This window comes from Rathayibacter sp. Leaf296, from assembly GCF_001423045.1.
GTDB classification, from domain to species: Bacteria; Actinomycetota; Actinomycetes; order Actinomycetales; family Microbacteriaceae; genus Rathayibacter; species Rathayibacter caricis.
On the sequence record NZ_LMNR01000001.1, the window covers coordinates 44796 to 67771 of the forward strand.

Below are 22976 nucleotides of genomic sequence, written 5' to 3' on the forward strand. Positions count from 1 at the left end.
CAGCACGGCCAGTGTCGTGACCGGATGCGACGATGGACGCGCTCGCACCCGTCGCGACCGCCGGTCGTCGCGCCTCATCAGACAGGACACCAGCGATGAAGCTCTACCCCGACGTGATCAGCACCCTTCGCGCCCAGGAAATCGACCCTGACGAATGGGCGCGCGAGCACGGCTCGCCCTCCGCCGCACAGTGGGCCGGCGACGAGTGCGGCTGCGCCGACGACCGCTGTATCGGCCACCACCACGACGAGCACGAGGACTGCGGCTGCTTCCCCGCGATGCTCGAGCAGCACTTCGCCCAGGAAGACGCTCGCGGCCACCGGACCCTGGCATGGCGCACCACTCCCGTCAGCGTCGTCGTCTCAGCAGAATCCGACCTGGAGGACTTCGGGCTCCTCGCCCTCGCCGATCAAGATCAGATCGACCTCTTCGCCAGCACCGACGTCGACACGGCGGCGATGACGCAAGAACACACCACCGCCGAAGAGACAGCCCGGATCGCAGCGTTCGCCGCCGAAATGTCCACCGCCGGCTCCCTGAGCACCGAGCAGTACGAGCAGCTCGGAGAGATCCACCACGCGGTCCTCAACCGCGCCAAGGACGCAGGCGACCCCCGGTACGACCTCTACCGCGAGACGGAACGGCTCTCCCGCGCCATCACCGAGGTCTGGGACCGCGACGTCGCCGCGTACCAGGACGCCTACCTCACCGTCGTCCGCGACACCCTCACCACCCGAGGTCTCACGACCGGCATCAAGGTCGTCGCCTTCGCTGACCGCGACACCGGAATCTACGACGAAGACCTCGCGCACGACCTTCGCGACGTCGCCCTGCGCACCACGCCCCTGCCCGTCATCGGAGCCCCTAGGGAGGAGCGCAAGATGACGGTCGACGCGCTACGCGCCGCCGGCCTCAGCTACATCGAGCGCGCCCGCGCCGTCGTGTCCGCCGAGGCTGCAGCCGAGTAGCGATCAGCGGCGGGGCCGCGGCTTGTACTTCTTCCCCGCCCGGATGTTCCGGTTCTCGATCACCCCGACCACCGTCAGGCCGGCGGCCACGGCGACGATCAGTACCCACCCGAGCACGTTGAACCACTCACCGGTGAACGCCGCGTACGTCTGCCCGCCGGCGATCGCGAAGAGCATGAACGACAGCCCGAACCAGACCATCCCGTTGCTGATCAGCGCAGCGCGCGCGAGCTTGGTCCGAGGCTTCGACATGCGCCCACCCTCCCACCGGACCCTGGACGTGTCCACGTACTTGATCGCCGCGCTGCGCCGATCAACGATCCCGCCCGAGGGTCGGCAGCCCGCCCCCGATCGCTCGGACGGACTTGCCCTTGTGCGCACCGCGAACCGGCTTCTTCGGCTTGATCGCCGGCTGCGTCCCGTTCGGGCACGAGAAGTGACTTGACGGGACCTTATGCCGCTCGAACCCAGCAGGAACCTCGCCCCGCATCACCACGCGTACCAGAGCCCCACAGTCACCGCACCGCTCGAACCCGGGCGGCTTCGTCTGACTCCGCTTCATGCGCCGAGGGTATCGGGCCGTTATCGGTTTAGTCTTCGACGTTGGCCCAGAGATTGAGGTCGCTGTCGAGCGATGTTGCGAGATCCTGGGACGAGACTACGGCCGGATCTTCGGTCGGCCAGGTGGCGGGGATGAGGGAAGCGTCCGCGGTGGCAGGGCGCTTGATGATCTGCCAGTCATCCCATCCGCCGCCGGGCTCCTTGCGAAGCACCGCAACCATGTTGGTGCGAGCACGTCCGGAGTCTTCCGTGTAGATCGTCAGCTTCGTACCCTCAGGCAGGAACTTGAGTGCGCAGTACATAGCTGTTCTGGATCTGAGAACCGTTGCCATCCTCAGAATCTAGCGTCACGCTGGCGTCCGCTATGGACCGGTCGGGCCGGATCGTCCTCGAGCGAGAGCGCAACCATCATCGCGCTAGTTGATGATTCCTGCCGCGACGAGCTCCGTGCGTAATTCGTCCTTCCAGTTCAGCCCCGGGTAGGAGATGTAGCTCAGTCCGTTCAGGTCGGACGGACGTTCGACCGACGCATCGAGGACGACGACGTTCCCGCGTCCGAGCTTGCCGATGAAGTAGCCGAGCTCGAGCACAACGTTCTGTCGAGCGCGCGGCGACGGTTCGTCTCCCGCTTGATGCTTTCCTATGGTCTGGCCGACGTCGTCCGGAGTGAGGAGCACAATCACGTAGGACGCATCCGCGCCGTAATTCTCGAACTTCTCGATGATCGTCTGCCCTCGCCCGGCCTCCTCCGCGAGCGAAATCGGCATGATTTGAGCTTGGCGGTGGACGTACACGCGAACAGAGTTGAGCGCTGCTTCGTCATGACCGTGGACGATGAACAGCGATCGTCCCGCGTCAGTCGACGAGCCACGAGGTTCGCTGATAGCAGCTGGTACGCCTGCGGTTGTCGGTGAGGTCGTCGTGGGCTGAGCCACGTCTCCGGAAGCTCGCTCGGCCGGTCCCCGAGAGGGCGGCGCAGCGGGCTCCCACTCGAACGGTTCAGGGTCCTGGTTCGGAGGCGAGGGTGCCGCTCTCTCCCAAGGAGCCGGCTCTGGAGCGACAAGATCCGATATTGGATCCGTGCCTGGTGCGGTTCCGCTACCGCTGGAAACCTGGCGCCACTGCTCCGGAATCTCGGAGACGTCGCGAGCAGCAAGATACTGCCGGAACAACCGCTGGGTTCGGGCTGGCGCATTGGCTGCGATCCAAGCCGGAAGGTCGGGCATCGCGTCGGCCAGCAGGTCCATGCGTCCCTTCTCGCCGGGGGACTCCTTGCCCGCCTCGGCGAGAACCTGCCCGAGCACCTCGAGCGCCGCGTCCGGGTAGTCGTCGTCGCCCCAGTCTTGCGAACGGTAGAGGCGCGGGTGGCGAGTGAGGATGTCGGTCATGCCCGTTTCGCGGCCAAACTGACGCCAGTTGCTCGCATCCCACGTCTTCTCGGTGTATGCACCGGCGGCCAACTGCAACGCATCCATCTGGGACATGCGCGAAGTCTATGAGTGACCCATCGGACGGAGGTTCCAATCGGGATGTCCCAACGAGCGTCCGATAGGGGATGGTTGGCCGGGCGCCTAGACGTCTGCGGGCAGCGGTATCGTCCCGCGAAGTCTGTGGCGGTGAAGCTCGCACCGTCGATCATTACTCCGACGTTCGGGCCGGAGGACATCCGCGCGGGATGTTCCTACTGCGCTCGGAACTGGCGCTGGTCGCTGCAGTAGCAGTGATGGCCGCGAGCGGCTGTCCTGCGGAACGCTGCCGCCCGCGCCCGCGCGCGGCGCATCCCGCGCGCCGGGCTGGTGCGGGGAACGGCCCTCCCGCAGACGCCAACTTGCAGCTCGCTGCCACGAACACTGTCCCACTGATGATCTTCGAAGGGCATGCGTGTCCCGCTGCCAAGCCCGGGTGTCGGCAACACCCAGGGTTGTATTGCCGAGCTATGCGGAGTAGGCCTAGACGTGCACGACGACCGCTCACAAGGGGTGAGCGCGGGGACTTGGATGAAGGTCGTAATAGTCATGCACACCTCACGAAATCGGTCCGCTGGCAAAATCGCCACGGTGTTCGTTGCGCTCGTCCTGGGTACGGTTGTCGCACCTGCCGCTCAGGCTGACGTACCAGGACTGAACACTCATTCCTGCGACGGACAGACGTACGACCACTCGCTCGGCAGCTACAGCAACGACCAGGGGGACTTGCCGCTGCGTTGCGGAAATTCCCGGTTCGGACTGAATCACATCATCGCTCGCGGCCACTTTGACGCGGACACCAACTTCGATATTCAGCAGACACTCAGCTACGGCCTCTACGCACCCGGGAGCTCAGGCTCTAAGACGCTCTACGACGCGAACTGCACACCCGTCTACTTCGTTCTCTTCGGATATAACGCCTACAACGGCTCCGATCCCCTCGCTAACCCCATCGGCGTCGTCAACGCCTACAAAATCGACAGCACCATAAACACCCGATCTACCAGCAGCACCACCGCCGCACCCATCATCCAACCGCCCTACGGGACCGGATGCCCCGTCTACACCCCGATCGAGAACGATTGACCGACACCCGCGACCTCGCCGACGTCGTGGGGTGGATGCGCCGCCACTACTCCACCCCGTACGACGTCATCGCGGCTACCGCAACCCACAGCTCAAACGGATGGAGCGTTGACACAACCATTCGAGCTACACCCACCTCCACTGACGAGGTAGTGAATCTCGACCAGTGGGACCCTGCCGCAATCGATTCCCTGACCACCGGAGGCGACCTTGCAGTCGAAGCCTTCGCGCTAATCTTGCACGCCAACCTCATCGAATGGTGGGATACGGAACGACCGAAAACGTCGACGCGATACTGAACCACTAAACAATGTGACGAATCAAGCATAAGATCCGAGCAGACACCCCCTGCGAGGCGACGGACGGAAAGCAGCTGATTGCTCCGTTGAGCGGCTCTTCACCGGCACGCCGACAGCATCACGGGCCGCCGACCGACTCGACCCTTCCCTCGGCAGCTCCCAGAACCGCGCCACCCCGGGCACGCTGCTTCAACTTCGATCCCATCGCCAACACTCCGACTCACGGTGGTATTGCAACGACCGGCTGAACCCAAGTCCCCCTAACGGACACCTCCGGAGTAGATGAGGACAGCCGCTCCGGCGTCGAGGAGCCTCTCCGGCCCCTGTTCGATGCGCGAGGATTTGGACATGCGTACCGATAGGGAATCGCTCTCCGCGTCGAGCGGGAGCCTCGCGCCCGCAGCGCGAGGCTCCTCTGACCCGGCCCAGCTCGAACGGGCTGCCACCCTCACCGTGCTGCGGGCAGGACACCCCCTTACTGGATTAGGGGTGCCTTGGGCGGGCGCATTCGACGGTAGTGCGGCGCGAGCCTCGGAGGGCTAGTGCGTCGATGCGTCCGGCGTCCGATGAGGGGTCGTCATCCGGCCGCCCAGGATGGCCGCGCATGAGACCGGAATCTCGCGGCGCTGTTTGTCGCAATAGATGTGATCTTGAGCGCTTGATGGCGGCGTTCTGACGTCGCTCCACGACGTGTTGGTTGGCTGAACGAATCGTTCTGGCGCTGTCAGCTGGAGAGCTGGATCCAGACGGCGCTGTCTCCTTGAAGGATCCCGCGCGAGTAGGCATCGGGAGCTGAGGCGAGGAGGATTGTGCCTTCGGACGGGATGTCGAGCGACGCGGGCACCGTGGAGAAGTTGATCAGCACGGCGAATGTGTCTTTGACGACATGAAGAACTTGTTCGCTCTCGCTGATGCTCGTGATGGGCGTCTTTCCGAGGGTGAGATCGCGGCGGATGCGCAGGGCCGTTGTGTACAGGTTGAGGAACGAGCTGGGATCGTCGACCTGATTGTCAGCGGCGAGGTGGCGGAAGGTATCGGGCTGGGGCAGCCAGGGGTCGGCTCCGAAGCCGTGGCCGGGAGCTTCGGTGATCCAGGGCATCGGTACGCGGCAGCCGTCGCGGCCGATGACCGCTCCCGCGGTCCGACGGTACGACGGGTCCTGCCTTCTGGAGTTGTCGAGTTCGGTGTGGTCGGGGAGCCCGAGCTCTTCTCCTTGGTAGATGTAGACGCCTCCGGGGAGCGCCAAGGTGAGAAGGGCGTAAGCGGCGGCCCGACGACGACCGAGTTCGAGGTCGGGCTGCGGGTCTGCGGCACCGATACCGGCACTCCAGTGATTCGGGTCCGCTTGCCCGAGGCGTGACGCGACACGGACGACATCGTGATTCGAGAGCACCCAGGTGGTTGTTGCGCCGACCTCGGCCGTGGTGGCGAGGGAGGATTCGATGATCGCGCTGACCTTCTTCGCGTCCCATCCCGCGGACAGGTAGGCGAAGTTGAACGCCTGGTGCATCTCGTCGGGCCGGATGTAGCGGGAGAGACGGTCGGGGGTGGTCCACGCTTCGGCGACGAGGATTCGGTCGTCGCCGTATTCCTCGAGCAACTGACGCCAGGACCGGTAGATGTCGTGGACCTCGTCCTGGTCCCACATCGGTCCGACGTCTCCACCGGCTTCTACGGCGTTGGTGCGTCGACCGCCGAGATCCGGCAGGCCTTCCGCCTTGATCAGGCCGTGGGCCACATCAATCCTGAATCCATCGACCCCTCGGTCGAGCCAGAAGCGCAGCACGTCCTCGTACTCATCGCGAACTTCAGGGTTTCGCCAGTTCAGATCCGGCTGCCGGCTGTCGTAGAGGTGGAGGTACCACTGATCCTCGCCCTCGACGCGAGTCCATGCGGGCCCGCCGAAGACAGACTCCCAGTCGTTCGGCGGGCCGTCTCCGCAGCCCGGGCGGAAGATGTATCGCTCGCGAGCAGCCGATCCTGGAGTGCTGAGCAGTGCCTCGGTGAACCAGCGGTGCTCTGAAGAAGTGTGGTTGGGGACGATGTCGACAATGACCCGGATGCCGGTGGCATGAGCCTGGTGGACGAGTTCGTCGAAGTCGCTGAGCGTCCCGAAGACGGGATCGATTGCTCGCGGGTCAGAGACGTCGTAACCGGCGTCGGCTCCTGCGGAGGGGTAGAAGGGTGAGAGCCAGATCGCATCGACGCCGAGGCCTGACAGATAAGGGAGGCGGTCGATCATCCCGGCGAGGTCCCCAATGCCATCGCCGTTCGAGTCAGAGAACGATCGAGGGTAAATCTGGTAGATCACCGCATCGGACCACCAGCCGGAGGACAGTGCGGCAGCGTCCGAAGACGGCCTTGCGATCAGCCCGTTCGTTCCAGCAAGCGGTGTAGCGGAGCCGCTCGGTGAGCTTCGGTGCTGGCTGGACTCGAGGGGCGTGGTGGCGGGCGCCTGGGCTGCGGGCATGACGAATCTTTCCGGTAGAGAGTTACTGGTGGCGGAACGAAGGGCAGGTCAGCCCTTAGTGGCGCCTGCGAGGAGGCCGCGGACGAAGAACCGCTGGAGGGCGAAGAACACGATCAGCGGGACGATGATCGAGATGAACGCGCCGGCTGTGAGCAACTCCCACGACTGCCCGTACGAGCCCGACAGGTCCTGCAGCGCCTTGGTGATGGGCAAGCCCTGTCCGGAGGTGAAGACCGTCGCGATGAGCAGGTCGTTCCAGACCCAGAGGAACTGGAAGATGCCGAAGGACGCGATCGCCGGCACCGAGAGCGGCAGGACGATCCGGAAGAAGATCTGCCCGTGTCCGGCTCCGTCCACGCGCGCCGCCTCGATGACCTCGCCCGGGATCTCCGAGATGAAGTTGTGCAGCATGAAGATCGCGAGCGGCAGCGCGAAGATCGTGTGCGCGATCCACACCTTCGCGTACGAGCCGTCCAACCCGTTCACTCCCAACCCCGGGAGGATGTAGAGGTTGCCGATGCGCAGTCCGTCCGAGAACAGCTGCAGCAGCGGCACGAGCGCCATCTGGATGGGCACGATCTGGAGCGAGAACACCAGGACGAAGAGCGTGTTGCGGCCCTTGAAGTCGATCCACGCGAAGGCGTAGGCGGCGAGGCTCGCGATCGTGATCGGAATGAGCGCTGCGGGCAGAGTGATGACGAGCGAGTTCACGAACGCCTTGCCCAGCGTCAGGCTGTCGCCCGAGTTGAGGGCGTTGACGTAGTTGTCGAGCGTGAACCCGGGGTTCGCGAAGACCGTCCACCAGCCGGTGGTCTTGATGTCGTTCGCCGGGCGGAACGACGAGATGAACAGGCCGAGCGTCGGGATGGTCCAGATGACCGCGATGATCAGCGCCGCGATCGTCGCTCCGCGTGACGTGGTGGCCTTCTTGACCTTGCCGCTGGCTGTCTCGATCTTCGATTCGCCTCGGGCCAGGCGACGCTTTGTGGTGCGATCGACCGGGACCTGGATCGGGGTGGCGCTCATCGGATCTCCCTCTGCTTCGCGAGCTGGCGGGCGTTGTAGACGACGATCGGGAGCACGAGCAGGAACAGGATGACCGCGAGGGCCGCGCTGTAGCCGCTGCGGGCGCCGAGCTGGAACTGACGGACCATCTCGAAGGCGAGCACCGTGGTGTCGGAGCGGCCGCCGGTCATCGCCGAGACGATGTCGAAGACCTTCAGCGACGCGATCGAGATCGTGGTGAGCACGACGACGATCGAGGAGCGGATGCCCGGGACGGTGATGTTCCAGAACGACTGCCAGGCGTTGGTGCCGTCCAGCGACGCCGCCTCGAGCTGCTCGGAGGGGACGCCCTTGATGGCCGCAGAGAGAACGGTCATCGCGAAGCCGGCCTGGGTCCAGATCAGAACGGCCACGAGGAACAGGGTGTTCCAGGGCTCCAGGCCCAGCCAGTCGACGGGAGTCCCCCCGAACGCCGTGATGACACCGTTGAGGACACCGATCTGCTCGCCCTGGCGGACGTCGTAGAAGAACTTGAAGATGATCGACGCGCCGACGAACGAGATCGCCATCGGCATGAACACCAGGACCTTGAAGAACTTCTCGCCGCGGCTCTTGTCGATGAACACCGCGTAGGCCAGGCCGATCGCGGTGGCGGTGATCGGGGCGAGGAGCACCCAGACGACGGTGTTGAGGAAGGCCGTGATGCCGTCCGGGCTGGTGAAGACCCAGACGAAGTTGTCGAGGCCGGCGAATCCGGAGCCGTCGTTCTTCATGAACGCGTTGAAGGCCGTCGTGATCGTCGGGTAGATCAGACCGATCGCGATGAAGAAGCCTGCAGGGGCCATGAAAGCGATCAACTGGAGGAGATAGCCGGCGCCCTTGCGTGAGCGGAAGTCGAGCAGGAAGAGGATGCCTCCGAGGATGGCAGCGGCGACGGCGATCCACATGACGGAGTCGTAGAGCCCGAAGACGAGGAGCAGTACGACAGGCAAGAGCACGGCCACGGCAAGGCGAAGGATCGTGTAGCCGGTTCCTCGTCGCGGGACGACCTCGACGAGAAGGAGGACGAGTGCGACGACTGTGACGAACGCGACGAGGATGAGCGGAATCTGAGCGAGTGGGGGGATGCTCGCGAGCCACTGGAAGAAGGCGGACATCGACGTCCTTTCGAGGCGGGGGCCGGGTGGGGGTGCCCTCTACAGCTGGGGGAGGGCATCGCGCTGGGGCCGGTCCCTGAACCGGCCCCAGCGCGATGGTCGTGTCTAGGAGGTGTAACCGGCCTGGATGTCTTCGAGGACCTGATCGGTGCTCGTCCCGTCGATCCAGTCGACCATTCCCTTCCAGAAGCTGTCAGCTCCGACGGACTTCGGCATGAGGTCTGAGCCGTCGAAGCGGAAGGTCGTGTCGGTTCCCTGCAGGATCTCCACGGCCCCGCGCAGCAGGTCGCTGCTCGCGTTCTGCGGGTCCAACCCCTTGTTCGCCGAGACGGTCCCACCGAGCTCGACCCGGCTGTTGGCCCAGTCGGCGCTGGCGAGGTACTCCTGCACCTTCGCGGTGTCAGCGTCGTCGGAGAACGCGGCGGCGAATTCGCCACCACCGGTGACGGCCTGCGGGTCTCCGGCATTCATGGGCGGAGTGAGGAAGGCCCACACGTCGCCGTCCTCGGCGACCTTGGCGCCGGCGGAGATGAAGGAGCCTTCGAGGAACGAGGCCTGGTGAGTCAGCGCGCAGGATCCATCGGTGATGTTGGTCGCGACGTCACCGAACGCGGTGGAGTTGATCGACTTCACGTCACCGTATCCAGCGTTGACCAGGGTCGGGTCGAGCAGGATCGAGCCGACCTTGTCGAAGGCCGCCTTGATCTCGGGGTCGGTGAACGCGGTGTCACCGGCCGCCCAGGAGTCGTAGACGTCGGGGCCGGCCTCGCGCAGAACGGCGTCCTCGACCCAGTCGGTGCCCGGCCAGCCCGATGCTTCACCGGAGTTGAAGCCCGCGCACCAGGACGGCCCGCCGGTCTTCTCGGCGATCGTCGTACCGAGCTGCACCATCTCGTCCCACGTGGTGGGGACGCTGACACCCCACTCGGCGAACTTCGCCGGTGAGTACCAGATGTAGCCCTTGACGTTCGCGGTCAGGGGGGAGCCGTACTGGGTTCCGTCGACCTGGCCGTACTTCTGCCAGTCCTCGGACCAGTTCTGCTGGACGTTGGCGAGGGCGCCCTCGGGAAGGGGCTTCATCTTGCCGGTTGCGACGGTGTCGGACAGCAGGCCGGGCTGGGGGAAGAGGGCGATGTCGGGGGTGTCGCCACCCTGGACCTTGATGCCGATCTGCTTCTCGAACTCCTTGTCACCGGTGTACTTGATCTCGATGTCGTTCTCGGAGGACCAATCCGCCCAGGACTGCTCGAGCAGGGTCTGCTCATCACCCGTGAAAGTGCCGTAGACGGTCACGACGCCGTCGGCGGTCCCCGTCGAGCCGCCGGCGTTGCCGCCGGCGTTGGGGTCGTTCGGGTCACTGCTGCTCGAGCAGCCCGCAAGGGCGAGACCGGCCGCTGCGAGAACGGCGATCGGAACGGTGATACGGCGGTGCATGGATGACCGCATAGCTTCCTCCTCATTGAGACTCGACCCGAACACGGCTTCTCCAGTGCTGAGGCTGGAGGCGTTGGGGCGAGAGACCATCTGTCGACGCGCATCGTCGACGCGCGTCGACAGGTTGCCATATCGATGAACCTCTGCGCAAGGGGGCGAGCGTCAGGCGGAGGCGGAGCTCTCGCGCACAGTGAGTGTGGGGGCGATGAGAACCTGTGGCGCGTCGCTGCTCCTGCCCTCGATGAGGTCTGCGAGATCGTCGACCGCGGTCGTTGCGATCTGTTCGCTGGAGGGAGTGACCGTGGTCAGCGGCGGTGACATCGTCTCGGCGGCGATGTGACCCATGCTGAGCGCGACGAGGCTCACGTCCGCTGGGATGGCGGTTCCTGCGACTGTCGCTGCGTGCACGAAGCCGGCCGTGGCCATTTCATTGAAGGCGACCACGCCTGTTGGTCGGGGCTCGAGCGCGGCGAAGCGCGCGAATGCATCCCGGCCACCCTGAACCGAGTCGTGTGCGGGCACCGTGACGAGGTGAACGCCGCGACGGCGCACGGGCAGCTCGAGCGACTTGGCGACGCGAAGGAGCGGGCCGTATCCACGGTCGAGGGGACCGCTGGTCTGGCTGAGAAAGGCGATGGAGGTATGGCCCAGATCCGCCAGGTGATCGATCGCCTGCCGACCCATCGATTCGTAGTCGTTATCCGTGAAGACGAGTCCCTCGGAGTCGTCCGGACGCCCGATCGTGACAAAGGGAACGCGAGTTCGCTTCATCACCTGGACACGCTGATCGTCAGCGGTCAGCTCCATGAGGATCACCCCGTCGACCAGACGTTGACTGACGAGACTCTTCAAGCCCTCGAGGTCATCGATCGGATGGGACCAGAGCAAGAGGCTGTAGCCCCGGACCCGGGCGCGTTCAGCCACTGCAGAGACGTATTCGAACTCGCTGGAGGTGACACCGCGAGTGCTATACGGGTAGTGCAGCGCGACGATTCCACCACGGGCTCCAGCGAGACCCTGCGCGAAGACGTTGGGGGTGTAGTCGAGCTCCCTCATCGCCTGCTCGACGCGTTCTTTCGTCGCCGCAGAAATCGTGCGCTGCCCGCTGATGACGTAGGAGACCGTGCTGGAGGAGACACCAGCGAGCCGCGCTACATCTGCCCGCGTCGCGACCATGCATCCCCCTCGTCCTCAACACTCAGCCTAGGAGGCTGCAGCCATCATGGACGCCGAGGTTGCATAAAACAGTAGCTTTCCGAGACGCGCCCTCCAGCGGTCGTTCCGCGCCCAGCGGGTCCGAGTTCTCAGGCTGCCCAGTGTCTTGGAAAGACGTCTTGCCGCGTTTCGTCTCAGGAGGGGACGCGGAGGGTGTTTCCGAGTCAGAATGAGGTCGTGAGGCTTCTGGGTTATACGCGTGTGAGTACGTCGAGTCAGGACGCGCAGCTGCAGCTCGACGCGCTCGTCACCGCCGGCGTGCAGAAGCGCGACGTCTTCGCGGACGTCACCTCGGGGAGCAAGACCGCGATCGAGCGGACCGGGATGAAGAAGCTGCTCGAGTACGCCGAGGACGGCGACACCGTGGTCGTGTGGCGAGTCGACCGCCTCGGCCGCTCCCTGATCGACGTGCTGAACACGGTGAACCTGCTGCGCGAACGCGGGGTGCAGGTCCGGTCGATCTCGGACGGCATCGACCCGTCGACATCGACGGGCCGGCTGATGCTGAACATGCTTGCCACGCTCGCGGAGTACGAGCGAGAACTCATCGTGGAACGGGTCAACGCCGGCATCGCCGCCGCCCGCGCGAACGGCACCCGGTTCGGCCGGCCTCTGTCGGATCCGGTCGTGATCGCGGACAAGCTCGCGATCGCCGCAGATGCGCGAGCGCGCGGTCGCACCGCGGAGGACGCGGCTCGTCTCGTGGGGTGGAGTCGCGCGACGCTCTACCGCCACCAGCAGGCCCACGCGGCCCGCGAGAGCGCAGCGATGTAGCGTCTGATGGACGGCCTCGAGCGGTGGCGGATCCTTCGACTTCACGTCGAAGATCAGGTCCCTCTCGCGGCCCTCGCCCGCGAGAGCGGCATCGGCGCGCGGACGCTTCAGCGCTGGCATCAGCTCTATAAGAGGGACGGGCTCGCCGGGCTCGATGACGCTGCGAGGACGGACAAGGGCGGCCGGCGCACGGATCCGGCGACCGTCGCCGCCATCGAGGGGCTCGCCCTGACTCGGCCTCGTCCGTCGATCGCGACGTTGCATCGACTCACCGTCGAGGGGTGCCTGCACGACGGCAGGCCGGCGCCGAGCTATGCGACCGTCCGCGAGATCGTGCAGGCCCTCGACCCCGCGCTCGTCACTCTCGCTCTGGAGGGTCCTGCTTCCTATCGCGACCGCCACGAGCTGGTGTTCCGCCGTCGCGCGGAACGGCCTAACCAGGTCTGGCAGGCCGACCACACCGAACTCGACATCCTCATCGTCGGCGCGAACGGCAAGCCCGACCGCCCCTGGCTGACGACCGTCATGGATGATCACTCCCGCGCGATCTGCGGCTACATGGTCTTCACCGGAGCGCCCTCATCGCTGAACACCGCCCTCGCGCTGCGCCAGGCGATCTGGCGGAAGACCGACCCCGCGTGGGCGATGTGCGGGATCCCCGACGTGCTGCACGTCGACCACGGCTCCGACTTCACCAGCCACCACCTCGAGCGCACTGCCGTCGAACTGCACCTCCGGCTCATCTTCTCCACCGTCGGCCGACCTCAAGGGCGCGGCAAGATCGAGCGCTTTTTCGGCACCATCAACACCGAAGTCCTCCCGACTCTTCCCGGCCACCTCGGCCCCGGGAACCGCAGCCCGGAGCCCGTGCTCGATCTCCCGGGCGTGGACCGGGCGATCGGCGCCTTCATCGCCACCTACAACCAGCGCACCCATCAGGAGCTCGGTATTTCCCCGCGCGACGCGTGGGTCGCGGACGGCTGGATACCCCGCATGCCCGACACCCTCGACGAGCTCGACGGCCTGCTACTCACCGTCCCAACCCATCGCACTGTGCAACGAGACGGCATCCACTTTCAGGGCCAGCGCTATCTCGCGCCCACCCTCGCCCCGTTCGTCGGACACACCGTCACCATCCGCTACGACCCCCGCGACGTCTCCGAGATCCGCGTCTACGACCACGACACCTTCCTCTGCGTCGCCGTCGACGAAGCCCACCCCAACATCCGCCTCAGCCTCCGCGACATCGAAGCCGCCCGACGCGCCCGCCGCCAGGAACTCCGCCGCGCGATCAATGACCGCATCCCCACCGTCGCCCACCGCGAAGAACCCCACCTCACGGAACCCACCCCGCGCAAGAGACGTCTCCGCACCTACGAGGAGGAGTGATGAGCCAGAGCTTCATCGTCACCAAGGAACACCGCCGGTTCGCCGAGTTCGCGAACGCCGTCAAGAAGGAACGCACCATCGGCATCTGCCACGGCGACGCCGGCGTCGGGAAGACCAACTCCGCCCGCCGCTACGCCAACTGGGACGTGCTCGAGCCCTACGTCACCGCGTGGGGCCCGCGCAGCGAGGACGACGCGAAGCACAACGCGCTCGCCAACCGCTCCCGCACCGTCTTCTACACACCCGAGGTGCTGCCGCGACCCAAGGACCTCATGCGGGAGATCGGCAAGTGGCAGATCGACCTCGGCATCTGTATCGACGAGCACCTCCGTACGATCGGGAAAGTCACCGGCACCCACAACGGAGACGCCTACCGACGGGTCGAGCTGCTCATCGTCGACGAAGCCGAACGCCTCACCCCGACCGCGCTCGAGCTGCTCCGCGATGAACACGACCGCACCCACCTCGCGATGATCCTGATCGGCATGCCCGGCATCGACCAGCGCTTCCGCCACTACCCCCAGCTCTACAGCCGCCTCGGCTTCTCCCACCGCTACCGCGCCCTCGGCCGAGACGAACTCCTCTTCGTCCTCGACCGACACTGGAAACACCTCGGACGCACCCTCAACCCCGACGACTTCACCGACGCCCAAGCCATCGCAGCCATCGAACGAATCACCCGCGGGAACTTCCGCCTCCTCGAGCGCCTGTTCCCTCAGATCAGCCGCGTGCTCAAGATCAACGACCTGGAGACGATCACCGACGACGTCATCGAAGCCGCCGCCAGCGTCCTCGTCATCGGAAGCTGACCGGCGCCATCGAGCGATCAGAGAACGCCGCCATCAAGCGAGCAACTCCACACCCGACGCGGAACCGCATGTCGTGGACCGGAGTCGCGGCCGACGCTATCTCCCAGCGGGTTCTCGGGAACCCCCCTCTTAGTGCCGAACCGGGAGGCGGCCCGTCCGTGTCCTTGCTCCGGTGACGGCGGGAGCGCGCCGCCGGATCCGGGACCGCCCCCCTGTGGACAGCCCTGGCCGCCCAGCGAGCGCCCCCGCCCCCGCTGTGGACGCCGCTGGCCGCGGAACGCGCCCCGCACCCCCGAACCCTGCGCACCACCTGATGCAGCAGGACGACCGCCGCGGCGCGCACGTCTTCATCGTGTGCCACACCTCGTCGGCACCGCGGTCTCCAGGCCGCGACCCCCGTCGTCACAGGAGAAGATCATGAGCAACGTCACCCCCGGCACCCTCGCCACCAGCGGCTCGGCCAAGCACGGCACCACCACCTCGACCGGCAAGAACACGATCGCCGACGGCGTCGTCGAGAAGGTCGCCGGCATCGCGGCCCGTGAGGTCCCCGGCGTGCACGACCTGGGCGGCGGAGCGGCCCGCGCCATCGGCGCCATCCGCAACGCCATCAACGCGCAGGACCGCGGCCAGGGCATCTCGGTCGAGGTCGGCGAGAAGCAGGTCGCCGCCGACATCACCGTCGTCGCCGAGTACCCCGTCGCGCTGCAGAAGCTCGCCGACAGCATCCGCTCCGCCGTTTCCGAGGCCATCTCCTCGGTCGTCGGCATGGAGGTCACCGAGGTCAACGTGACCGTCGCCGACGTGCACATCCCCTCGGACGACAAGGACGACGACACCGAGAGCCGCGTTCAGTGAGTCCGTCCACCACAGGCCTGGTCATCGGCGCGGTCCTCGCGCTGACGGCGGTCGTCCTGGGCTTCGGCGCGTTCGTCGTCGTGGCCCTGGGCATGGGCATCGGGTACGGAGTCGGCCGCGTCGTCGAGGGCAAGCTCGATCTGCGCTCGCTCGGCGACACCCTCCGCGGGCGGCGGTCCTCGTGACCGCGGCGGTGATGGCCGACCCGGCCCGCCACGGCCGTACGACGATCTCCTCGCGCGCTGTGCGCCGGATCGTGTCGGCCGTCACCGCGGACGCGCTGGACGTCGGCCCGTCCGACGTCTCGGTGGACCTCGACGACGACGGCGGCTCGCTGCACGTCGTCGCCCAGGCCCCCATCCGCGTGTCCCCGCTCGGCGAGACCGATCGGCGCTCCTCCGGGACGCTGCTCGACCGGCTCGCCGAGGCGCAGACCCTCATCCGCGACCGCTGCCTCGAGCTGACCGGCTCGAGCATCGGCCGCGTCGACCTCCGGATCACCGGTGTCGACCTCCGAGAACGAAGGAGGGTGTCGTGACGACTCCCGCTCATCCGTCGCCCGACGCCCTCTACCGGCGTCTCGTGCGGCGCGAGACCCACTCGTCCCGCTCCGGGTCGGCGATCGCCCTGGCGGTCCTCCTGATCCTGCTGTTCGCGTGGCTCGGGACGGAGGCGGTGCTCGCGGTCCTCGGACAGCCCGCGCTGCTCGTCGCTCCGCAGGACGGCGCGTCCTCGCTGCTCCAGGCGGCCGGCGCCCCCATCGCGCTGACCGCCGCCGCCGGTGCCGTGCTCGCGGCGATCGGCTTCGTGCTGGTCGTGCTGTCGTTCGCTCCGGGTCGCCGCGGTCGCCGCAGCGCCGGGATCGACCGCACGGCCGCCGTGGTCGACGACCGGGTGATCGCGCAGAGCGTCGCCCGCGCCGCCGCCTACGCGGGCGGTGTCGATCCCGACCAGGTCCAGGTCTCGGTCGGGCGCCGCGGAGTCGGCGTCACCGTCCAGCGCACCAGCGGAGTCTCGGCCGACGTGGCGAGCATCCGCGAGGCCGTGGACGCCGAGCTCGGGAGCTACGACGTGAGTCCCGCACTGAAGGCCCGCGTCCGCGTCTCCGAGAAGGGATCGGTCCGATGACCACCACCAACCGCTTCCTGAACCGCCTGCTCCTGCTGCTGGTCGGCCTCGTGCTGCTGGCCGTCGGAGGAGCGGTCGCCGTCGGCGCGCTGCTCCCCGACGTCCAGCAGACCGTGTCGACCGCGGCGGACGACGCGAGCGGACCCGCGTCCGACGCGCTGTCCGGATCGCAGCCCTGGATCCTCTGGGTGACCGCGGCCGTGGCGCTCGTGCTGATCCTCCTGCTGCTGCGCTTCATCGTGCGGCAGGGACGCGGACGCACGTCGACGCTCCTGCGCGTCTCGGCGGGCTCCGGCGGATCCACTCCGACCGGCGGCACGCTGACCCTCGACGCGAAGGTCGCCGAGCAGGTGCTCGAGGAGGCGCTGACGCGCGATCCGGGCATCGTCTCGGTCGACGTCACCGCGTTCGACATCCGGCACCGCCGGGTGCTGCGCATCACCGCGCACACCCGTCGCGGAGTGTCGCCCATGCAGACGCGTCGCACGGTCGACACCGCCGTGCGCCACTGGGACGCGGTCCTCGGCGAGGAGACCCCCGTCGTCGTCCAGATCGTCAGCGGCCTCCGCAGCCGGATGAGCTCCGCCTCCCGCGTGGAGTGACGCGCCGCTGACCCCTCCGGCCCTCCGCCTCCCCGCGGAGGGCCGGACCCCCTCTCCACCCCGAAGGACCGACCATGACCGACGACTCCACCGGCTTCCGCGCGGGCCTCGCCCAGAAGGCGATCGACCCCGTGGTCCGCGCCGTCCGCGAGGAGCTCGCCTCCGCCCGCCGCGAGATCGGCGATCGCGTCTCGGACGCGCGCAGCGGAGTCGTCCTCGCGGCGGTCGGCGCGGTCCTCGCGCTGGTGACCGCGGGGCTCCTGGCGGCGCTCGCCGTCGCCCTGCTCGCGCTCGCCCTGCCGCTCTGGTCGGCCGTCGCGATCACTCTCGTCGTGTTCGCGGTCGCCGCCGCGATCCTCCTGGCCGTGGGTCTGCGCGGCATCGGCCGCGGCGTGCCTCCGCTGCCCGTCGACACCGTCGCCGAGGTGCGCGAGCGCGTCGGCGGACCTCGCCACTGACCCCCCTCCCTCTTCTCCCTCCGGAAGGCGCTCCCATGAGCCGCACGAGCACCGCCCCCGCCGCACCCGCCGCCCCTGCCGCCGCCGAGCGGACCGCCGACGCGCCCGTGCCCGCCGCCGTCCGCCTGCTCGCGGAGGTCGTCGGCACCGCCCTGCTCGTGGGGGGCGGCGTGGGCGCGGCCCTCTTCGCCTCCGCGTTCCCCACCGAGCAGAACACGCTGGGCATCGGCTTCCTCGGCGTCGCACTCGCCTTCGGGCTGAGCGTCCTCGTCGGCATCGCCGCGGTGGGCCACCTGTCGGGCGGCCACTTCAACCCCGCCGTCACCCTGGGCCTCGCCGTCGCCGGCCGCACGCCGTGGCGCGACGTGCCCGGCTACGTCCTCGCGCAGCTCGTGGGCGGCCTGCTCGGATCGACGGCGCTCGTCGCGATCGCGGCCGACGGTCCCGAGGGCTTCCTCGCCTCCGCGCAGCAGGGCGGATTCGCCTCGAACGGATTCGGCGAGCACTCCCCGGGCGGCTTCGGCCTCGGCGCCGTCCTCCTGGCCGAGACGCTGCTGACCGCCGTCTTCGTGACCGTGATCCTCTCGGTCACCGCCCGGGCCGCGGCGCTCGCACCCGTCGTGATCGGCCTCGCCCTCACGCTGATCCACCTGGTCTCGATCCCGATCAGCAACACGTCCGTGAATCCCGCGCGCTCGCTCGCCGCAGCCGTCTACGGCGGTCCCGACGCGCTCGCGCAGCTGTGGGTGTTCGTCGCAGCACCCCTGCTCGGGGCCGCGATCGCCGGAGGCGCGCACCGCCTCGCGCAGATCCGGACCGGCGCCAGAACCCTCGCCCCGAGCGCGTGACCCGCGCCCCGGCATCCGCACGCAACGCTAGGAGCACCCCATGACCGACGAACCCCGCATCGACGACGCCCGCTCGGACGACGCCCGCCCCGAGGCCCGCCTCGACGACGCGCGCTCCGACGACGCCCGTCTCGACGACGCGCGTTCCGACGGCGCCCGTCTCGACGACGCGCGCCTCGAGGACCTCCGTCTCGACCCCGACGTGTCCCTGGACGACGCCCGTCCGATCGACCTCGGCGCCGTGCGCGCCGACGACGGATCGCCCGACAGCCTGCTCGCGACGACCGTCGCCGAGACCGCGCTGGGCGTCACCGGAGTGCACCACCTGGGCGGACCGGTGGCCCGCAGTCTCGACCGCGCCTCGCGCGCCGTGCTGGGCACCAGCACGATCCCCGGAGTCACGATCTCGGAGGACGAGGGCCGCACGATCATCGACCTCGACCTCGTGGTCGAGTACCCGCACACCGTCGCCGACGTGATGGAGGAGGCGCGCACGCAGGTCCTGAAGGCCGCGTCGCAGGTCCACGCGTCGCCGATCGCCGTGAACATCACGGTCACCGACGTACACGGTCCGTTCGATCCGATCGAGCCCGAGCCCGTTGCGGAGGGAGACTCGCTGGTCGAGAAGGCCGGCGACCTCGCCGACGACGCGCGCGAGCGCCTCTCCGACGCGGGTGACCGGATCTCGGACGCCGCCGGCGCGGCCGCCGACTCCGCCGCCGATGCCCTCGACTCCGCAGCCGACGCGATCGACGAGCAGGCGGACCGCGCCGACGAGCGCGAGCGGGCCGCGGCCGACCGGGACGCTCTCTCCGAGACCGAGGCACCCCGTGCCGCCGACGACGGATCCGCTCCCGCGCAGATCATCGAGGTGCCGACCGACGGGACCGCGCCGATCGTGGTCGTCGTGGTCGAGCAGCCGTCGGAGGAGCCGGCTGAGACCGACGAGCGGGTCGACTCCGATGAGCCCGTCGAGCCCGCTGAGCCCGCCGGATCGGTCGAGCCCGCCGGGTCGGACAGCGGTGCCGAGCGCAGCCACTCCGTCCCCGCGCCCGCGAAGACCGAGGAGTAGTCCCGTGGCCCGCATGCGCAGCTACGGCGGCCGTCGCCGCCCCCGCGCCGCCTGGATCGCCTTCGCGACCGGTGTCGTCGTCTCGGCTCTCGTCGTCCTCGGCGTCCTGCTGCCCGTCCTCGGGCTGATCGCCGCCGCCGACGGATCGATCGCCGGCGCGCTCGACGTCCCCGTCGGCGCGATCACCGCGTCGATCGTCATCAGCTTCCTGGTCGGGCTGGCCTTCCTCGGCCTCGCCTTCGCGGCGCGGAAGCCCGCGGTCGCGTGGGTCGCCGCGGTCGCCGCCGTCGTCGCGACCCTGGTCGGCTCCGTCTGGCCGCTCGTCGCGACCGCCTTCGCGAGCGTCGACCAGGCGCAGGACGTCGTCCCCTTCATCCAGGACCTGGTCGGCCGGATCGGCGGCTGATGCCCGGCGTCGCTGTCGGATCGGGCCCGCAGCGTCGCCGAGTGGGCGCGGATCGGGCTGCGCGCGTCCGCTGGAGCCCGCTCCGCGTCCACCCGCGCCGCCCGGCTCCGTCCAGTCGACCCGAATCGGGCCGCGATCGCCCTGCGAGGCCCGGTCCGCGTCCACTCGCGGCCTCCCTGCCGCGAGCCGCCCCGGGCGCCTCAGCGCAGCGGCGACCCGACCACGTCGAACCGGAACCCGCCGAACTCCCCGGAGAGCAGCGGACGCGCCCTCGCGATCGCGTCGCGCACCTCCGGCAGCTCGAGCGAGGCCCGGTGCGCCTCGGCGCTCGTCCACAGCTCCACCACGAAGACCGTGTCGGGCTGCTCGTCGCTGACACCCACCTCGTACGCCAGGCACCCGACCCGCGCGAGCGCCTCGTTCGACTCGACGAGGATCGCGACCAGCTCGTCGCGCCTCCCGGACCGGACGCCCAGCGTCCCCACGTTCGCGAAGCTCATGCCGCCACCGTACCGACCGCCCCCGACACGCGGCGTCCGGTACCGTGGCGCGGATGACGACGAGCGCCGAGTACCTGCAGGCCTACGACGAGCAGCTCCGCTCCGACGCCGAGACACCGAGCGCCGTCTCGGTCGCGCGCCGGGGTCCGCTCCGCCTCGTCACGTTCGCGGGCGGTCGCGGCTTCGTCACCTACCGCGATCTCGGCGGCGCCGACGAGGCCGCGATCCGCGAACTCGTCCCGGCGGCTCTCGCGCACTTCGCCGCCGATCCCGCGATCCGGAGCGTCGAGTGGAAGACGCGCGGACACGACTCCGCGCCGGGCTTGCACGACGCCCTGATCGCGCACGGCTTCGCGCCCGACGAGCCCGAGTCGATCATGATCGGGCCGCTCGAGGCGCTCGCGGGCGATGCGCAGGTCCCGGTCGGGACGACCCTCCGCCGGGTCGTGAAGGAGGCGGACGTGCGCGCCATGAGCGCCGTGATCGACGAGGCGTTCGGCGAGCCCGTCGACGTCGGGATCGCCGACTCGCTCGTCGCCCGGCTCGCGCGCGGCGACGGCATGGAGCTGTGGGTCGCGGAAGTCGAGGGCCGGATGGTCGGCGGCGGCCGCCTCGAGCCCGTTCCCGGAACCGAGTTCGCGGGCATCTGGGGCGGCGCGATGCTGCCGGAGTGCCGAGGACGCGGGATCTACCGGGCGCTCACCGCGGCCCGCGCCGCGTCCGCGCTCGCGCTGGGCAAGCGCCTGGTGCACAGCGACTCGACCGAGGACTCGCGCCCGATCCTCGAGCGCGCGGGCCTGGTGAAGGTGTCGACCACGACGCCCTACCGCTGGCGCCGTTCGTGATCGAGGAGGAGAGGGCGAAAGAGCCCCGGAAACGACCGCTGCAGGCTCTCACCCTCGGTTGCTGACTGCGCGACCTGCAGAACTCAGGCCACGAGCCGTGAAGAGCGCGAATTCCGCCGGATCCGCGGCCTGAGCCTTACTTCTGCAGCCCGATCGCCGGTGAGCGCCGTCCCGCCGCCGCCCGTCGGCCCCGCCGCCCGTCAGTCCAGCTCGGTCGGCCGCGCCGGCTCCTTCAGCAGCGCCCGCGCCGCCATCCCGATCACCGCGCTGTACGTCGGATACGCGAACCGCACGTTCGCCAGCGTCGCCACGTCGACCCCGGCCGCCATCGCCGTCGTCACCGACTGCACGACCTCGATCGCGTTCTCGCCCACCGCGTGCGCGCCCAGCAGCAGCTCGCGCCGCCGGTCCGCGATCAGCGTCAGGAACCCGCTCTCGCGGTCGTCGATCACCGCGCGGTCCACGCCCGAGAAGGGCACCGACGCCACCACGCACTGCGGGTCGCGCTCGCGGGCCTGCTCCTCGGTGAACCCGACTCCGGCGTAGTCGGGGTCCGTGAATCCGCCGGCCGGCAGCAGGTGCTGGGGCGTCCGACGGTTGGCGCCGAGCACCGCGTTCTCGGCCGCCGCCTCCGCCTCGAACTGCGCCGCCTGCACGAGCATGTCGCGCCCGTTGGCGTCGCCGACCGCGAAGACGTGCGGCACGACGGTCCGGAAGTACTGATCCGCCGGGATCGCCGAGCGCACGACCTCGATGCCCGCGTTCTCGAGGCCCAGGTCCTCGACGTCGGCGGGCCAGCCGGTGGCCATGATCACCGCGTCGAACTGCTCGGCGTGCGAGTCGCCCGCGTCCTTCCAGCGCAGCGTCAGGGCGTCGTCGGCGCGCTCGATGCCCTCGACCGTCTCGATGCCCGTGCTCACGCGCACGCCCTGGCGCTCGAAGGCGGCGGCGACGTACGCCGAGATGCTCGCGTCCGAGGTCGTCAGGATCCGGGGCGCCACGTCGAGCAGCGTCACCTCCGATCCGAACGCGTTGAAGACCGTGACGAGCTGCGCACCCGTGTTGCCTCCGCCGATCACCGCGACCCGGCGCGGCAGCGACGGCAGCCCGAGCACGTCCTCGGGAACGGTCGCGAGCTCGGCGCCCGGGATCGGGAGGCGGCGCGAGTGCCCGCCGACGCAGATCAGGATCGAGGAGGCCGTCAGCCGACGCCCGCTGTCGAGCACCAGGGTGCTCTCGTCCGCGAACCGCGCGCGCCCCTCGTGGATGAGCTCGACGCCCGCCTCCTCGAAGCGCTGCGCCTCGCGCTTGATCGAGCGCACCTTGTCGACGCGCTCGTGCACGTGCCGCACCGTGGCGTCCCAGTCGATCCGCGGCGTGCCCACGTCGACCCCGTAGTCGGAGGCGGTGCGCGCCTCGCGGATGATCCGCGCGGTCTTCGCGAGCACGCGGGTGGGCACGCAGCCCGTGTTCACGCAGGTCCCGCCCACGCGGGCGGCCTCGAGCACGACCACGCGCGCTCCGAGTTCGGCGGCGCGCAGTGCGGCGGCGGTGCCCGCGGGCCCCGCGCCGATCACGGCGACGTCGTAGTGCTGGATGCTGTCGGGCACGGCGGCCTCCCGGTCG

General features: G+C 68.7%; 25 protein-coding genes. 15 read left to right on the plus strand and 10 right to left on the minus strand.

Annotated elements, in window-relative coordinates; translation table 11 throughout:
- Positions 1-95 precede the first annotated feature (95 nt).
- The gene (locus tag ASF46_RS00240; RefSeq protein ID WP_056865934.1) at positions 96-968 is read left to right on the plus strand and encodes a hypothetical protein; all 873 of its coding nucleotides are present in this window, start codon (positions 96-98) and stop codon (positions 966-968) included.
- 3 nt (positions 969-971) lie between these two features.
- Here ASF46_RS00240 and ASF46_RS00245 read toward each other — a convergent pair whose 3' ends face one another.
- From ASF46_RS00245 to ASF46_RS18630, 3 genes are all read right to left on the minus strand, one after another.
- The gene (locus ASF46_RS00245) at positions 972-1220 is read right to left on the minus strand and encodes a hypothetical protein (RefSeq protein WP_056865935.1); all 249 of its coding nucleotides are present in this window, start codon (positions 1218-1220) and stop codon (positions 972-974) included.
- A gap of 338 nt (positions 1221-1558) precedes the next feature.
- Positions 1559-1861: a hypothetical protein gene (locus ASF46_RS00250; protein ID WP_157602098.1), complete on the minus strand. Its 303-nt coding sequence runs from the start codon at positions 1859-1861 to the stop codon at positions 1559-1561.
- Positions 1862-1945: 84 nt separating this feature from the next.
- Positions 1946-3013, minus strand: a complete 1068-nt coding sequence (locus ASF46_RS18630; protein ID WP_082485068.1) for a TIR domain-containing protein — start codon at positions 3011-3013, stop codon at positions 1946-1948.
- A gap of 471 nt (positions 3014-3484) precedes the next feature.
- On the opposite strand from ASF46_RS18630, the gene ASF46_RS00255 reads away from it, so the two are divergent.
- On the plus strand, positions 3485-4081 hold the full coding sequence (locus ASF46_RS00255) for a hypothetical protein (protein WP_056865937.1): 597 nt from the start codon (positions 3485-3487) through the stop codon (positions 4079-4081).
- A gap of 1023 nt (positions 4082-5104) precedes the next feature.
- Here the strand turns inward: ASF46_RS00255 and ASF46_RS00260 are convergent.
- The 5 genes from ASF46_RS00260 to ASF46_RS00280 form a co-directional block, all read right to left on the minus strand.
- Positions 5105-6850 carry a glycoside hydrolase family 13 protein gene (locus ASF46_RS00260; protein WP_082485070.1) on the minus strand — a complete coding sequence of 582 codons (1746 nt, stop codon included), beginning with the start codon at positions 6848-6850 and terminating at the stop codon, positions 5105-5107.
- A 48-nt stretch (positions 6851-6898) separates the two neighbouring features.
- On the minus strand, positions 6899-7876 hold the full coding sequence (locus ASF46_RS00265; RefSeq protein ID WP_056865938.1) for a carbohydrate ABC transporter permease: 978 nt from the start codon (positions 7874-7876) through the stop codon (positions 6899-6901).
- Positions 7873-9012, minus strand: a complete 1140-nt coding sequence (locus ASF46_RS00270; protein WP_056865939.1) for a carbohydrate ABC transporter permease — start codon at positions 9010-9012, stop codon at positions 7873-7875. Before ASF46_RS00270 ends, ASF46_RS00265 begins: the two co-directional genes overlap by 4 nt.
- Positions 9013-9117: 105 nt before the next feature.
- Positions 9118-10446 (minus strand): ABC transporter substrate-binding protein, encoded by a 1329-nt coding sequence (locus ASF46_RS00275; RefSeq protein ID WP_235576812.1) that lies wholly within the window; start codon positions 10444-10446, stop codon positions 9118-9120.
- A 162-nt stretch (positions 10447-10608) separates the two neighbouring features.
- A complete protein-coding gene (locus ASF46_RS00280; protein WP_056865941.1) occupies positions 10609-11622 on the minus strand; it encodes a LacI family DNA-binding transcriptional regulator in 1014 nt (337 codons plus the stop codon).
- Positions 11623-11838: 216 nt separating this feature from the next.
- Here ASF46_RS00280 and ASF46_RS00285 point away from each other — a divergent pair, with 216 nt between their 5' ends.
- From ASF46_RS00285 to ASF46_RS00340, 12 genes are all read left to right on the plus strand, one after another.
- Positions 11839-12435, plus strand: a complete 597-nt coding sequence (locus ASF46_RS00285; RefSeq protein WP_056865942.1) for a recombinase family protein — start codon at positions 11839-11841, stop codon at positions 12433-12435.
- A 6-nt stretch (positions 12436-12441) separates the two neighbouring features.
- Entirely contained in the window at positions 12442-13824 is a 1383-nt protein-coding gene (locus ASF46_RS00290) for a Mu transposase C-terminal domain-containing protein (RefSeq protein WP_056865943.1), read from the plus strand.
- Positions 13824-14633, plus strand: a complete 810-nt coding sequence (locus tag ASF46_RS00295; RefSeq protein WP_056865944.1) for an AAA family ATPase — start codon at positions 13824-13826, stop codon at positions 14631-14633. The genes ASF46_RS00290 and ASF46_RS00295 overlap by 1 nt, the downstream gene beginning before the upstream one ends.
- A gap of 417 nt (positions 14634-15050) precedes the next feature.
- Positions 15051-15491 carry an Asp23/Gls24 family envelope stress response protein gene (locus ASF46_RS00300; RefSeq protein WP_055785034.1) on the plus strand — a complete coding sequence of 147 codons (441 nt, stop codon included), beginning with the start codon at positions 15051-15053 and terminating at the stop codon, positions 15489-15491.
- Positions 15488-15676 carry a DUF2273 domain-containing protein gene (locus tag ASF46_RS00305; RefSeq protein ID WP_055785037.1) on the plus strand — a complete coding sequence of 63 codons (189 nt, stop codon included), beginning with the start codon at positions 15488-15490 and terminating at the stop codon, positions 15674-15676. Before ASF46_RS00300 ends, ASF46_RS00305 begins: the two co-directional genes overlap by 4 nt.
- Positions 15673-16029, plus strand: coding sequence for a hypothetical protein (locus ASF46_RS00310; RefSeq protein WP_230672742.1), 357 nt, complete (start codon positions 15673-15675; stop codon positions 16027-16029). Before ASF46_RS00305 ends, ASF46_RS00310 begins: the two co-directional genes overlap by 4 nt.
- Entirely contained in the window at positions 16026-16619 is a 594-nt protein-coding gene (locus ASF46_RS00315) for a DUF6286 domain-containing protein (protein WP_055785040.1), read from the plus strand. Before ASF46_RS00310 ends, ASF46_RS00315 begins: the two co-directional genes overlap by 4 nt.
- Entirely contained in the window at positions 16616-17221 is a 606-nt protein-coding gene (locus ASF46_RS00320) for a hypothetical protein (protein WP_056865945.1), read from the plus strand. Before ASF46_RS00315 ends, ASF46_RS00320 begins: the two co-directional genes overlap by 4 nt.
- Before the next feature lie 74 nt (positions 17222-17295).
- The gene (locus ASF46_RS00325) at positions 17296-17679 is read left to right on the plus strand and encodes a phage holin family protein (protein WP_056865946.1); all 384 of its coding nucleotides are present in this window, start codon (positions 17296-17298) and stop codon (positions 17677-17679) included.
- 35 nt (positions 17680-17714) lie between these two features.
- On the plus strand, positions 17715-18527 hold the full coding sequence (locus ASF46_RS00330; RefSeq protein ID WP_082485072.1) for an aquaporin: 813 nt from the start codon (positions 17715-17717) through the stop codon (positions 18525-18527).
- Between the two features lie 40 nt (positions 18528-18567).
- On the plus strand, positions 18568-19599 hold the full coding sequence (locus tag ASF46_RS00335; protein WP_056865947.1) for an Asp23/Gls24 family envelope stress response protein: 1032 nt from the start codon (positions 18568-18570) through the stop codon (positions 19597-19599).
- Between the two features lie 13 nt (positions 19600-19612).
- Positions 19613-20005, plus strand: a complete 393-nt coding sequence (locus ASF46_RS00340; RefSeq protein ID WP_056867367.1) for a hypothetical protein — start codon at positions 19613-19615, stop codon at positions 20003-20005.
- Between the two features lie 200 nt (positions 20006-20205).
- Here the strand turns inward: ASF46_RS00340 and ASF46_RS00345 are convergent, their stop codons facing one another.
- Positions 20206-20505: a putative quinol monooxygenase gene (locus tag ASF46_RS00345; RefSeq protein ID WP_055785052.1), complete on the minus strand. Its 300-nt coding sequence runs from the start codon at positions 20503-20505 to the stop codon at positions 20206-20208.
- Positions 20506-20558: 53 nt separating this feature from the next.
- Between ASF46_RS00345 and ASF46_RS00350 the strand changes: the two genes are divergently transcribed.
- Positions 20559-21350: a GNAT family N-acetyltransferase gene (locus ASF46_RS00350; protein ID WP_056865948.1), complete on the plus strand. Its 792-nt coding sequence runs from the start codon at positions 20559-20561 to the stop codon at positions 21348-21350.
- A gap of 200 nt (positions 21351-21550) precedes the next feature.
- On the opposite strand, the gene ASF46_RS00355 is transcribed toward ASF46_RS00350, so the two are convergent.
- Positions 21551-22960 (minus strand): NAD(P)/FAD-dependent oxidoreductase, encoded by a 1410-nt coding sequence (locus ASF46_RS00355; protein WP_327205453.1) that lies wholly within the window; start codon positions 22958-22960, stop codon positions 21551-21553.
- Between the last annotated feature and the right edge of the window lie 16 nt (positions 22961-22976).